General features: G+C 51.2%; 11 protein-coding genes. All 11 read right to left on the bottom strand.

Annotated elements, in window-relative coordinates; genetic code table 11:
* Positions 1 to 18 precede the first annotated feature (18 nt).
* Entirely contained in the window at positions 19 to 3519 is a 3501-nt protein-coding gene (gene dnaE, locus AAY72_RS14415; RefSeq protein WP_057788448.1) for a DNA polymerase III subunit alpha, read from the bottom strand.
* On the bottom strand, positions 3519 to 4121 hold the full coding sequence (gene rnhB, locus AAY72_RS14420; protein ID WP_057788450.1) for a ribonuclease HII: 603 nt from the start codon (positions 4119 to 4121) through the stop codon (positions 3519 to 3521). Before rnhB ends, dnaE begins: the two co-directional genes overlap by 1 nt.
* Entirely contained in the window at positions 4118 to 5269 is a 1152-nt protein-coding gene (gene lpxB / locus AAY72_RS14425) for a lipid-A-disaccharide synthase (protein WP_057788452.1), read from the bottom strand. Before lpxB ends, rnhB begins: the two co-directional genes overlap by 4 nt.
* A gap of 144 nt (positions 5270 to 5413) precedes the next feature.
* A complete protein-coding gene (lpxA, locus tag AAY72_RS14430; protein WP_057788454.1) occupies positions 5414 to 6184 on the bottom strand; it encodes an acyl-ACP--UDP-N-acetylglucosamine O-acyltransferase in 771 nt (256 codons plus the stop codon).
* Position 6185: 1 nt separating this feature from the next.
* Positions 6186 to 6638 (bottom strand): 3-hydroxyacyl-ACP dehydratase FabZ, encoded by a 453-nt coding sequence (fabZ, locus tag AAY72_RS14435; protein WP_008951400.1) that lies wholly within the window; start codon positions 6636 to 6638, stop codon positions 6186 to 6188.
* Between the two features lie 2 nt (positions 6639 to 6640).
* Positions 6641 to 7696, bottom strand: a complete 1056-nt coding sequence (lpxD, locus tag AAY72_RS14440) for a UDP-3-O-(3-hydroxymyristoyl)glucosamine N-acyltransferase (RefSeq protein WP_057788456.1) — start codon at positions 7694 to 7696, stop codon at positions 6641 to 6643.
* A 4-nt stretch (positions 7697 to 7700) separates the two neighbouring features.
* Positions 7701 to 8219, bottom strand: coding sequence for an OmpH family outer membrane protein (locus AAY72_RS14445; protein ID WP_008984256.1), 519 nt, complete (start codon positions 8217 to 8219; stop codon positions 7701 to 7703).
* 18 nt (positions 8220 to 8237) lie between these two features.
* Positions 8238 to 10727 (bottom strand): outer membrane protein assembly factor BamA, encoded by a 2490-nt coding sequence (gene bamA / locus AAY72_RS14450; RefSeq protein WP_057788458.1) that lies wholly within the window; start codon positions 10725 to 10727, stop codon positions 8238 to 8240.
* 26 nt (positions 10728 to 10753) lie between these two features.
* Positions 10754 to 12109: a sigma E protease regulator RseP gene (rseP, locus tag AAY72_RS14455; RefSeq protein ID WP_057788460.1), complete on the bottom strand. Its 1356-nt coding sequence runs from the start codon at positions 12107 to 12109 to the stop codon at positions 10754 to 10756.
* On the bottom strand, positions 12109 to 13299 hold the full coding sequence (gene ispC, locus AAY72_RS14460; RefSeq protein WP_057788462.1) for a 1-deoxy-D-xylulose-5-phosphate reductoisomerase: 1191 nt from the start codon (positions 13297 to 13299) through the stop codon (positions 12109 to 12111). The genes rseP and ispC overlap by 1 nt, the downstream gene beginning before the upstream one ends.
* A complete protein-coding gene (locus tag AAY72_RS14465) occupies positions 13296 to 14162 on the bottom strand; it encodes a phosphatidate cytidylyltransferase (RefSeq protein ID WP_057788464.1) in 867 nt (288 codons plus the stop codon). Before AAY72_RS14465 ends, ispC begins: the two co-directional genes overlap by 4 nt.
* Position 14163: the final 1 nt, after the last annotated feature.

Consider the following 14163-nt stretch of genomic DNA (forward strand, 5'->3'; position numbering starts at 1 on the left):
CGACTATCACTACCTAAATTAGTTAAATTCCAATTCTATTGTCGCCAGCTGCTTAAGCTGATGCAACAAGGCGTCGGCGGGCGTCACCCACCAGGCTGTCCCTAACTGCAGTCTGACCTGCCCTTCCTCGCGCTGATACCAAAGATAAACCGGTACTGTACCGGCACGATACTCCGCCAGCGCGTCTTGTAACTTTTGCAGATAATTCTGGTCTATCTGCTGCGATTGTACAGTGATATTCAGAGATTTCAGCGATTTTTCGCGCATAGCGGTAATTTCGCTGACATCGCGGCCGGACATTGTAAGGCCACCATTAAAATCATCAAAGCTGACCTGTCCGGTTACAACTAAGATCTGGTCTTTTTGCAGCAAATGCTCAAAGCTTTCCAGCTGTTCCGGGAAAAAGCGCACATCCAGCCGTGCCGACTTATCATCCAGTGTCACAATAGCCCAGCGCCGGCCCTTTTTGTTAATCATCACCCGCACCGACACGACGAGGCCAGCTACCTGAATGCTTTGATCTTTCTTGGTAGGCTGCAATTCAACCAGCCGGCAGTTCACGTAATGCTTTAGCTCGTCGCGATAGCGATTGATCGGATGCCCGGTTAAATATAAGCCCAGCGTCTCGCGCTCACCATCCAGCCAAATTTCATCCGGCCACAGCGGTACCTGCTTATAGCTACTGCTGCTGGTGTCAGTATCTGCTGCCAATAAGCCAAACAGATCGTCCTGTCCCACCGCCTGCGCCTTAGCATGTTGCTCTGCCGCCCGCATCGCCTCTTCCAGATTAGCCATCAAAATAGCGCGCTGCGGACCAGCATGCTGACCTTTGGCCAGTGGCGGGCCGAGGCGGTCCATGGCGCCGGACAGGATCAGCTTTTCCATCACCCTTTTGTTCAGCCGCTTTAAATCGACCTTGGCGCAGAAATCAAACAGGTCGCTAAAGCTGCCGTGCTGATTACGCGCTTCAATAATGGCTTCAATCGGGCCTTCACCGACCCCTTTAATGGCGCCGATACCGTAAACAATATGCCCCTGCTCGTTAACGGTAAATTTGTACTGGCCGGTATTGACATCCGGCGGGATCAGCGTCAGCTGCATCCGCTCACACTCATCAACCAGCGTCACGATCTTGTCGGTATTGTCCATATCAGCCGACATCACCGCTGCCATAAACTCAGCTGGGTAATGCGCTTTCATCCATAGCGTTTGGTAGGATACCAGTGCATAGGCGGCCGAGTGTGACTTGTTAAAGCCATAACCGGCGAACTTCTCTACCAAATCGAAGATTTTCATCGCCAGCTCGGGATCAATACCGTTTTGTACCGCCCCATCGCGGAAGGTATCGCGCTGCTTGGCCATTTCTTCCGGCTTTTTCTTACCCATGGCACGGCGTAATAAATCGGCACCGCCAAGCGAATAGCCGGACAAGACCTGGGCGATCTGCATCACCTGTTCCTGATACAGGATAATACCGTAAGTCGGTTCCAGGATCGGTTTTAACGACTCATGCTGCCAGGTCGCATCCGGATAGGAGATCTCTTCACGGCCGCGTTTACGGTCGATAAAGTTATCTACCATGCCCGATTGCAGTGGCCCGGGCCGGAATAATGCCACCAGTGCGATCATATCTTCGAAGCAGTCCGGTTGCAGACGGCGGATCAGATCTTTCATGCCACGCGATTCCAGCTGGAATACCGCTGTGGTATCGGCCCGCATCAGCATCTGATAGCTTTTGCTATCCTGCAACGGGATGCTGTTGATATCGACCAGCGGCTTGCCTTCCTTGCGCAGCCGGGCATTGGCCATATTCACCGCCCACTGCAAAATGGTCAGGGTGCGCAGGCCGAGGAAGTCGAATTTTACCAGGCCGGCATATTCGACATCGTTTTTATCAAACTGGGTAACCGGGTTCTGGCCATGCTCATCGCAATAAAGCGGCGAGAAATCAGTAATCTTGGTTGGGGCTATCACCACACCACCAGCATGCTTACCGGCATTACGGGTTACGCCTTCCAGCCGGCGCGCCATATCAATCAGATCGCGGACTTCTTCATCCGAGTCATACAGCTCGGGCAGGCGTGGTTCTTCTTTAAAAGCTTGCTCCAACGTCATGCCGGGCGTTGGTGGGATCAGTTTCGAAATGCGATCGACAAAGCCATAAGGATGGCCCAGTACCCGGCCAACATCGCGGATCACCGCCTTGGCGGCCATGGTACCGAAAGTAATAATTTGTGATACCGCTTCGCGGCCATACAGCTCGGCGACGTGATCGATCACCTCATCGCGGCGATCCATACAGAAGTCGACGTCGAAGTCTGGCATCGACACCCGCTCCGGGTTTAAAAAACGTTCGAATAGCAGGTCAAACTCGAGCGGATCCAGATCGGTAATTTTTAGCGCATAAGCCACCAGCGAGCCGGCACCGGAACCCCGCCCCGGGCCTACCGGAATATCATTATCCTTACTCCACTGAATAAACTCCATTACCACCAGGAAGTAGCCGGGAAAGCCCATCTGGTTAATCACATCGAGTTCAATCTGCAGCCGCTCGTCGTATTCGCCGCGCCGCGCCGCCCTGACCTGCTCATCCGGGAACAGCTGTAATAAGCGCTGCTCCAGACCCTCACGTGATTTCAGTACCAGATAATCGGCATCCGACAAGCCGCCGGTCGGAAAGGCGGGCAGGAAGTATTCCCCGAGCCGGATGGTGACATTACAGCGTTTGGCGATTTCGACGCTGTTTTCCAGTGCTTCAGGCAGATCGGCAAACAGCTCGGCCATCTCCTCGCTGCTACGCAGATATTGCTCTGCGGAGTAATTTTTTGGCCGGCGTTTATCATCCAGCGTAAAGCCATCATGGATGGCAACCCGGATCTCGTGGGCGGCAAAGTCTTCCGGCTTTAAAAATACCACTTCATTGGTCGCCACCACCGGCAACTGCTCCGCTTCAGCCAGTAGCACTGCTTTTTGTAAATACCGCTCTTCATCCGGACGATTAGTGCGTACCAGCTCCAGATAGAACCGCTCAGGAAAATGCTGCTGATAAAAATCCACCAGCGCTCTGACGCTGTGCGGATTTTCTTTTAGTAAGGCTTTGCCCAGCGGGCCGTCTTTGCCACCGGATAATACGATAATACCGTTACTATGCTCGGCCAGCCAGTCATGCTCCAGCTGTGGCTTGCCATCAACATGACCACGCAAATAGGCTTTGGATATCAGCTGAGTTAAATTCTGATAACCGGCATTGTCCGCTGCTAATAGCAGCAACCGGCTGCTTTCCCCAGGAAACAGCGGATGCAATACCCAGCAATCGACGCCAATAATCGGCTTGATGCCAGCTTCATGCGCGGTACTGTAAAAACGCACCAGACCGCAGAAGTTCATCTGATCGGTTAGTGCCAGAGCAGGCATCCCCTGCGCTGCCGCCGCTTTGATAATAGGTTTCGTTTTGGCCAGGCCATCGACCATTGAAAAGTCGCTATGCACCCGTAAATGGATAAAACGCGGTTCACTCATCAGCGACTGGCCTCCAGCTGCTCGGCGATCAGCCGCACCGGTTTAAAGCTACGCCGGTGCGCCGGCAAAATGCCGTGTTCGCTAATGGCTTGCAGGTGTGCTGCGGTCGGGTAACCTTTATGGGCGGCAAAACCAAACTGTGGATACAGCTTATCCAAGTCGGCCATTTCCTGATCGCGCGCTACCTTGGCCAGAATCGAGGCGGCACTGATTTCCGCTACCAGGCTATCACCTTTGACCACCGCACTGGCCGGCATCGCAAGCGACGGACAACGGTTACCATCAATCAGCACCCACTGTGGCTGGATCGCCAAAGCGGCCACTGCGCGCTGCATTGCCAACATGGTGGCATGCAGGATATTGAGCTGGTCAATTTCCGCCGGCTCGGCCCGACCCAGCGCCCAGCACAGCGCCTTGGCTTTAATTTCTTCAGCGAGCAGCTGACGCTTTTTCTCGGTCAGTTTTTTTGAGTCAGTTAACCCCAGGATCGGCTTCGCCGGATCCAAAATAACTGCTGCCGTTACCACAGCACCAATCAAAGGGCCGCGCCCGACTTCATCGACACCGGCGATTAACTTAACGTCAGGACGTTGATAACTCATGGTGCCATCACCTCAGCGATGGTTGCGGCGGCAACCTGACTGGCATTCTGCCGCAATATCTGATGTAAAGCCTGGTATTCTGCCTGCAGTGTTGCTGGTGCGCCAGTGACTAACGGTTGCATCGCCTGCAGCAAGGCCGGTACCGTTAAGGCATCCTGTAGCAGTTCAGTCACCAGCCCACGTCCAGCCAGTAAATTTGGCAGGCTGACATGCTGCAGTTTCACCAGTCGCTTGGCGATCTGATAGGTTAGCCAGTTGGTGCGGTAGCCAACGACCATCGCGCATTTCGCTAACATGGCTTCTAAAGTCGCGGTGCCGGAAGCAATAAAGGTGCTGTCTGCGGCCAGTAATACCTGCCGCGCCTGGCCGGTAAATTCGCGAATCTTAAGCTCAGGCGCCACCTGAGTTTTAATACTTTGCCAAAGCGCCGCTTTTTCGGTGGTGACCATATTGGTCACCAGCTGTAGCTGTGGATTTTGTTGCTGCAGTAAAGCCGCGGCCTTGAGAAAATCCGGCGCCAGCAGTTTGATTTCATTAGTCCGGCTGCCCGGCATAATGGCCAGCACTGGCCTTAACGGATCGAGTCCCAATTCGGCTTTGGCCGCGGTTTTATCTACCGTTAGCGGCATGCTGTCAGCAAGGGTATGGCCGACAAAGGTACAAGGCACCTGATAGCGGTCGTAAAAGGCTTTTTCAAAGGGTAACAGCGATAACACCATATTGGTGGCTTTGGCAATTTTAAAAATCCGTTTATGGCGCCAGGCCCAGACCGAGGGGCTGACATAATGCACGGTTTTAATGCCTTGCTGCTTTAATGCCAACTCTACCGGCAGATTAAAGTCCGGTGCATCGATACCAATAAATACTGCGGGTTGCTCAGCCAGAATAGCGGCTGTGATGTCTTTCTTAATTTGCAGTAAGCGTCTGAGCCGGCCCAATACTTCGACCAACCCCATCACTGCCAGCTCTTCCATTTCAAACAAGGCCCGAAAGCCGAGTGCCTGCATCCGCGGGCCGCCAATACCAAAAAACTCCGCATCCGGGTAACGTTGCTTCAGCGCTGTAATCAGATCGGCACCAAGAATATCACCGGAATGTTCACCGGCGATCAGCGCAATTTTTAACGGGGGTGTCTGTTGAACCATCATCCGGCGGTCTTTTCCTGAGTTCTGTGCTAAGCGTCACGTTATTATTCTTAGAAAGGTTTGCTATCTTAACGGCTCGTGACGGCGAGTTAAACCTTCAAATAAAAAACGCGCCATCAAAGCGCGCTTTCTGCATCACAACCAAGCTTAACGCACAATACCACGGCTGGCATTGGCGATAAAATCAGTAAAAACTTTTAGCTCGGGCACCTCTGCCGCCTTGTCGGCCAGGGCCGCTAAAGCTTCAGGTACTGTTTGACCCTTACGATAGACTTCTTTATAAGCCCGGCGCAGTTCTAGCAATACTTCAGCGCTAAAACCACGGCGCTTCAAGCCTTCGGTATTCATACCGGCCGGTACGCAGGGCGAACCATGCACCATCAGATAAGGCGGCACATCTTTTAATACTATAGAGCCACCACCGCAAAAACTGTGGGCGCCAATATGCACAAACTGATGCACGCCAGTCATACCGCCTAAGATCGCCCAATCACCAATATGCACATGGCCGGCCGCCTGCGCGCCACTGGCAAAAATAACATGGCTGCCAATCACACAGTCATGCGCAACATGGGTGGTATTCATAAACAGGTTATGGCTACCGATGATGGTCTGGCCTTTATCCTGAATGGTGCCGCGGTGCACCGAGCAGCCCTCACGGAATACGTTGTAGTCGCCGATCAGTAACTCGGTTGGCTCCCCTTTATATTTCTTATCCTGGCAAGCTTCGCCAATACTGGCAAACTGAAAGAAGTGATTACCCTTGCCAATTTTGCTCGGGCCTTTGATTGCTACGTGCGATTCCAGCACACAGTCATCGCCAAGTTCAACGCCATGCCCGATATAGCAAAAAGGACCAATTTTGACGTTATTGCCAATTTTCGCGCTTGCTTCAATTACCGCTGTAGGATGGATCACGTTACATCTCTCTTCTGGCACACATCAGTTCAGCGCAGCACACCACCTGGCCGTCGACCTTGGCTTCGCCATAGAATTTCCACATGTTCCGCCGTTCCTTCAGGAACTTCACTTCCAGGATCATGGTATCGCCTGGTACCACCGGTTTTTTAAAGCGCGCTTCGTCAATGGCGGCAAATAAATACAACTCGTTTTCGCTACGTTCTGTGACGGTTTTAAAACCCAAAATACCGGTAGCCTGCGCCAGTGCTTCCAGAATCAAAACCCCAGGGAAAATCGGCATCCCCGGGAAATGTCCGGTAAACACCGGCTCATTCATGGTGACATTTTTCACCGCGGTCAAACTTTCACCCGGTGTATAGTCCAGTACTTTATCGATTAATAAAAACGGATAACGATGCGGCAATAATGCCATAATTTCCTGAATATCCAGGCTATTAAGTTGATTAGCCAAAATTAATCCTCTGTGGCTGCCGCGGTACTGTCACCGCCAGCTGCTAATTGTTTTTCTAATTGTTTTACCCGCTGATACAGCTGATCAATCTGCCGCAGCTTCGCTGTATTGCGACGCCACTCGGCATTAGTCGTGGCCGGTAAACCTGAAGTATAGACGCCTTTTTCCGTCACCGGTTTCATTAGCATCGCCATGCCGGAGATCTGAGCACCATCGCAGATCTCAATATGGCCATTGATCACGGCGGCGCCGCCTATTATACAGTAACGGCCGATAGTAGTACTGCCGGCGATAGTGGTACAACCAGCCATAGCCGTATAATCACCAATCTTCACGTTATGCGCAATTTGGCACAGATTATCAATAATCACATTATTGCCAATCACCGTATCTTCAATAGCGCCGCGATCAATACAGGTGTTCGCGCCGATTTCACAATCATCGCCGATGCGAACTGAACCGGTCTGCGGGATCTTTAACCAACGGCCACGTTCATTAGCAAAACCAAAGCCGTCAGCACCGATTACCGCACCGCTTTGAATCACACAACGCTGACCAATACTCACCCGATGGTAAATACTGACATTGGCCCAAATTTTAGTATTGGCACCAACTACCGCATCTTCACCGATAAAGCAACCGGCACCAATTTGCGCGCCAGCCGCAATAACAGCATTAGCTGAGATCACCGCTTTAGCGCCGATGGCTGCATCAGCGGCAATACTGGCGCTGGGATCTATTACTGCGCTAGGGTGAATACCGGGCTGAGCACTGGCCGGTGTGGTATCCAGTAGTTGTGCGGCCTTGGCGAAGGCGACATAGGGGTCGGCTACCACCAGCACATTAACGCCCGGCGCCACAAAGGGCACATCATCGGCTTTAACCAGTACCGCACTCGCCGTGCTTTGTGCCAGATAGGGCCGGTATTTACTATTGGATAAAAAACTTAACTGGCCAGCGCCAGCATTTTCCAGGGACGCAACAGCAGAAACGCCGCAAGCGGCGTCTCCAATAAGCTCTGCGTTAAGCTTTTCAGCTAAGACAGATAACAGAATCACGAGATTAGTTCGCCTTGCTTACCTGCTGAATCACTTTCTCAGACAGGTCGAATTCTGGTTTGGCATAAACCGCAGCATTGGCATTTAATACCACATCAAACTTTTCGCGTTCAGCCACCACATCGATAGCGGCTTTGATCATACCCAGAATACGGTTACGTTCTTCGGCCTGGCGTTGACGGATCTGCTCATCTAACGGACGCGCCAGATTCTCATACTGTTCACGTTGTTTGTTTACTGAAGCCGTTAATTCCTGTTGTTGCTTTTCACTCATGGTTGGGCCATCGCGACGCAGTTTTTCGATGTTAAAGCTAATGTCTTTTTCCAGCTTGCTAACTTCTTCGATTTTCGCAGCAAACTCAGTGCGGATGATTTCCTGCACCTGCTGTGATTGCGGGATGCTGGCGGCGACGGCCTGCACATCTACGAAACCGATTTTAACTTCTCTGGCCTGCAGGCTACCGGCACACAGCATGGTGGCGACGACAAAAACAGCAGACTTAATTAAATTACTTTTAAACATCTTAATTCCTATCATGTTTTAGAAGGTTGTACCAATATTGAAGCTAAAGTTTTCTTGTAAATCGCCTTCGTATTTTTTAATGATTTTCGCCAGGCTGAAGGTGAGAGGGCCCATTGGCGAAATCCATTGCACCGACACACCAGCTGAGGCGCGGATCAATCCAGGATCAGAGTAATCGACCAGCAGCGGCTCACGGTTGTCTTGCCGCAACTGTACCAAATTGGCATAGCGATTAATATCAAATTCTGTGTCCCAAACGTTACCGGCGTCAATAAATAAACTGGTACGTACTGAGTTGCGGTTTTCATCTTTCAGGAACGGTGTTGGTGTTATCAACTCCAGCGTTAGCATCGCCAGCGCATTACCACCAATTGACCGTGTAGACACATTATAGTTGTCATTTACAGGGTCACTTGGGAAAGAACTGTTACCACCGATAGGATCCGGCACCCCTGGTACCACATTAGCGCCGCGGAAAATGGCGTGCGGGCCGATAATCCGGTTTTCAAAGCCACGTAAGTTCTGGCCACCACCGTAGAAATTCTCGGTGAACGGTAAGGTATAGTCATAGCCATCTTTGTCACCATAACCATTACCATAGCCCAGTTCCAGCTTGCTGCGGAATGACCATTGATGATCGCGACTTAGCGGAATATATTGCTGCGCTTCAAACTGCGTTTTGAAGTATTGCAAGTCGGAGTTAGGGGTGGTCGCACGCAACGTCAGACTAAACATCCGACCTGCAGTCGGGAATAAACCACGGTTTAACGTACTGTGCATCCAACCGGCACTTAACTCATAGTTAGTAAAGTTGTAGCCACCATCCGGATTGCGGGCATCTAACAGCACTGCGCGGAAATGCCGCAATTGATCATATTCATTAATCGAATTGATCTTGTTCACCGAGACGTTACCACCAAAATTCAGACGGTTATATTCGTTAATCGGATAACCAATGCTGCCACCCACGCCATAACGTTTCTGGTTGTAGGCTTCCAGGTTAGACGAGGCACGGCTGTAATCGAGATCAGAATAGAACAGCTGACCGCCGAGGCTAACACCATCCAGCGTAAAATACGGATCGGTGTAAGTCAGACTAACACCTTTCTGGTACTTGTTAGTATTTAAACTAATGCCTGCGGCGTTACCTGAACCCAGGAAGTTATTTTGTTCAACACCAATCTGGAACGACAAGCCCTGGAAACTGCCATAAGAGACGCCGGCATTAAAACTACCCGATGGCTGCTCTTTAATAGTAAAACCAACATCAACCAAGTCATCAACACCAGGCACCGGCGCAGTATCAAACTCGACTTTTTCGATATACATCAGACGTTGGATCCGCTCTTTCGACAACTCCAACGCATCATTGGATAACCAGGCCCCTTCCATCTGCCGTAATTCGCGGCGAATGACTTCATCCCGGGTATTGGCATTCCCTTTCACATCAATCCGGCGCACGTATACGCGTTTACCCGGATCAACGCTGATGGTCAGTGCCACTTCTTTAGTGTCATCGTTAATGTTAGGAATGGTGCGGACTTTCGAGTTGGCATAACCAAAACGCGCCAGTAAGCGGGCAATATTTTCTTCAGTAAAGGTGACTAAAGCGCCATTATATAACTGGCCTTTTTCCAACGGCAGAATAGAACGAATGATTTCTTCCTGACCAATTAAATCACCAACGAAGTTAATATCACTGATTTTGTATTGTTCGCCTTCGGTCACATTTAAGGTGACGTAAACCGAGGTTTTATCCGGGCTCACCGCTACCTGTGAAGAATCGACATTAAAACGTAAATAACCACGATCCAGGTAGTAACTATTAATCTTTTCGATGTCACCCTGCAAGGTTTGCTTCTGATAACGATCCGAGGTCCAGAACCGCCACCACGGCATATCCTGCTTCGACTCCACCACACTGAGTAATTCATCATTACTAAATAAGGTGTTGCCAACAATGTTAATCTGGCGCACCGAAGCCGGATCACCCTCTTCAAATTCAAACTTCAGATTGACGCGGTTACGTGGCAGGTACGTGACCTTAACCTCAACCTTGGCCTGATATTTACCCACGCCGTGGTAAAATTCTGTCAGACCATTTTCAATATTTTTCAGAATCGTCTTGTCCAGCGGCTCACCCACGACAATGCGGTTACCGGCCAGACTTTCCGACAGTTGCTCTTCTTTAATATCCTTGTTGCCATCAAACTCGATATTATTGATGGTTGGCCGCTCACGCAGCCGGTAAATAACGGTATTGCCATCACGGAACACCCGGATATCATCAAAATGGCCAGCGCCATATAGCGTACGGATACTGCGCGACAAGGTGTAGTCGGTCACCGTGTCGCCAACATTAAACGGCAGATTATTCAGGGCCGCGCCTAACGCCACCCGTTGCAGACCTTCTACCTGAATGTCCTGTACGATAAAAGATTCTTCAGCAAACACTGAGTGACTGCCTGTAGCAAGCAAGATCGCAGCTACTAATCGCTTAATTGTCATTATTTGAACTACTTATGATTAGTTTATTACAAACGAGAAATATCGTTGAGCAGCGCAATTCCCATTAACATCAGCAGGACTAAAGCACCGAAGCGAAAACCTATTTCCTGCGCTCTCTCAGAGACAGGTTTACCGCGTATTAGTTCCACCACAAGATACATTAAATGGCCGCCATCCAAAATAGGCAGCGGCAATAAATTGATCACCGCCAGATTGACACTGATCAGTGCCATAAAGGACAGAAAGGCGATTAACCCCATACTGGCCGTGCTACCAGCCCCCTGAGCGATTGAAATTGGCCCGCTTAAATGTTTCACCGAGACATCACCGGTTAACAGCTTGCCCACCATCGCAAAGCTCAAACGTGTTAACTGCCAGGTTTGGGCAAAGCCCTCACCAATGGCCGCGAACACGCCATAGCGCTGGGTATAAATCAGATCATCTGGCCAGGGTGTAATTTGTGGCACTATGCCAAGCATCCCCTGGCTAAAACCATCGGCGCCAGTGGTTAAGGCTGGCGTTGCCACTAGCTGTAATGTCTGGCCATCCCGGCTAATCTCTAACTGCAGCGGCTGCTCTGGATGATTTCTGATCCACTGTTCGATCTGCTGCCACTCAGTTACCGGCTGGCTATTAATCGTCAGAAGGGTATCACCCACTTGCAAACCTGCCGCTTCCGCCGCTGAGCCTGGCGTTATTTGGGCCAGCGTCGTGGTTGCTTTCGGGCCAAGCAGTTGTAATCCCAAACTGGAGAATACCGACTGCTGATCGGGATTAAATTGCCAATCCCGGGTATCCAGTACCCGTTGCCGTTCGGCTAAACTGTCGCGGTCTTGCACCGTCAACGTAATTTGTGGCCGGCCGAGCTGTTCCACCAACAATAAGTTTGCACTACGGATATCTCTTACCGTGCGGCCATTAATCGCTATTAACTGCTCGTTCTCGCGCACGCCGGCCGCAGCGGCTATCGAAGCGGGCTGCGCACCGCTAAATACCGGCTTAACTTCCGGCACACCGACCAGGTACATCAGCCAGAGTAATAAAATCGCAAAAATAAAATTGGCGCCGGGTCCAGCGGCAATAATCGCCATCCGTTGCCAAACGCTTTTATGATTAAACGCCAGATCACGAAACTGTGGCAGCACCGGGTCAATTCGCTCATCCAGCATCCGCACATAACCACCCAACGGGATAGCGGCCACCACAAACTCGGTACCCTGGCGATCGCGCCAACTAAATAACGCCTTACCAAAACCGATAGAAAAACGCTTTACCAGCACACCATTTTTACGTGCTACCCAGAAATGACCAAACTCGTGCACGGTCACTAAAATACCCAGTGCAACGACAAAACTCAGTACATTCCATAACAAGGCTAACATCAGATTTTTCCTAGCTGTGCCTGGGCATAAACCCGACTTTGATGATCCAGCGCCAATATAGCATCCAGACTCCGGGCATCATAGCCAGCAAATTTTGCCAAGGCTCGCTGATTTAGTTCACTAATACCGGGAAACGACAATTCACCACGCAAAAACGCCGCCACTGCCACTTCGTTAGCCGCATTTAGGGCGGTAGTCGCGCCCTGGCCGGCGGCACAGGCCTCTATCGCCAAATAGAGATTGGGATAACGGGCCGGCTCTGGTTTACTAAAGGTGAAGGCTGACAACTGAAAGAAATCTAATGGTGGCACCGGACTACTGATCCGCTCTGGGAACGCCAGTGCATGGGCAATAGGGGTGCGCATATCCGGTTGACCAAGCTGAGCCAATACCGAACCATCACTATATTGCACCATAGAATGAATAATACTTTGTGGGTGAATCACCACCTGAATATCGTCCGGCGAACAATTAAACAGCCAGCGCGCTTCGATAAATTCCAGCCCCTTATTCATCATGGTAGCGCTATCAACCGAGATTTTCTGGCCCATACTCCAGTTTGGATGTGCGACAGCTTCGGCCGGTGTCACCTCAGCAAAACTGGCCAAGGGTCGATGCAGAAAAGGCCCACCGCTGCCGGTGAGCAGCAAACGGCTAATGCCATGTTCGGCAAGCCGACCACGACCGGCAGCCTGTTGTAACGCCAGCGGTAAACATTGAAAAATGGCGTTATGTTCACTATCAATCGGCAATAAGGTGGCACCATGGGCTGCGACTTTCTGCATAAACAGCTCGCCGCTCATCACCAGTGCTTCTTTGTTAGCCAAAAGCACGCGTTTACCGGCTTCTACTGCCGCCAGCGTAGGCAGTAAACCTGCGGCGCCGACAATCGCCGCCATCACCATATCGGCATCCGGATGGGCAGCCAGTTCAATCAGACCTTGCTCACCGGCTAACACCTCGGTTAGCAGACCAGCCTGCCGTAGCCGAAACTTCAGCTCAGCGGCTGCAGCAGGATCTTGCATCGCCGCATAACGGGGCCTGACCTGCACACATTGCGCAAAAAGTTTATCGACGGCAGTAGCGGCGGTTAACGCCAGTACCTGGTATTTATCCGGATGCTGTGCGACAACCGACAAGGTGCTGCAACCAATAGAGCCAGTCGCCCCCAGAATCACCAACTGCTTCATAGAAACTGTTTACCCAAAAAGGCCAGCAGCAATGCATACAAAGGTGCGGTAGCCGTCAGACTGTCAATCCGATCTAAAATGCCACCATGGCCGGGTAAAAAAGCGCCACTGTCTTTTTTACCGGCAACACGCTTAAACATACTCTCACTTAAATCGCCAAATACCGATAACAAAGTCAGGGCTATCGCCGCCAGGTACCAGTGCCAGCTGACGCCAGGCCAGCTCTGCCAGCTAAGTAACGCCGTCAACACTAATAACACCAGACCTAAGCCACCGAGCAAACCTTCCAGCGTTTTACCGGGGCTGACTTTAGGCAGCAATTTGGTTTTTCCAAACGGCTTACCGACCAGATAGCCACCAATATCTGCCGCCCAAACTAAACCCAGTAAGGCAAAAATCAGCCAGCCACCATAGAACGACGATTGTTCGTAGCCGATGTTGCGGATAAAGATCAACGCCGCCCAGGCTGGCAATAAAGTACACCAACCCATTAACGCCCGGCGCCAATCGCTAGTGGCCCACAGATGTTGGCTGGCCGGAAAACTCAGCACCAGCACAATAGCGAGCAACCACCAGGCAGCGCCCAGTAACAAAATACTGAGTAAAGGGGTGTTATTCAGCAGGGCGCCGGCAGTATCAAAGGTTGTCAGGGCATAAAATAGCGCCATTAATATCGCGGTCAGTGCTACATAGCTGGCCCGGCTACGACGATTGGCCAAACCACAAAAACCACTCCACTCCCACGAGCCGAGCAAAAACGCTGCAGACAGCACGGCAGCAAAGCCCGATAAGGGCAAATAAAATACTGCTGCCAGCGCCAGCGGCGCCAGAATTAAAGCAGTGATCACGCGTTGCTTAAACAAT

This window comes from Alishewanella sp. WH16-1 (assembly GCF_001441695.1).
In the GTDB taxonomy this organism is placed as follows: Bacteria; Pseudomonadota; Gammaproteobacteria; order Enterobacterales; family Alteromonadaceae; genus Alishewanella; species Alishewanella agri.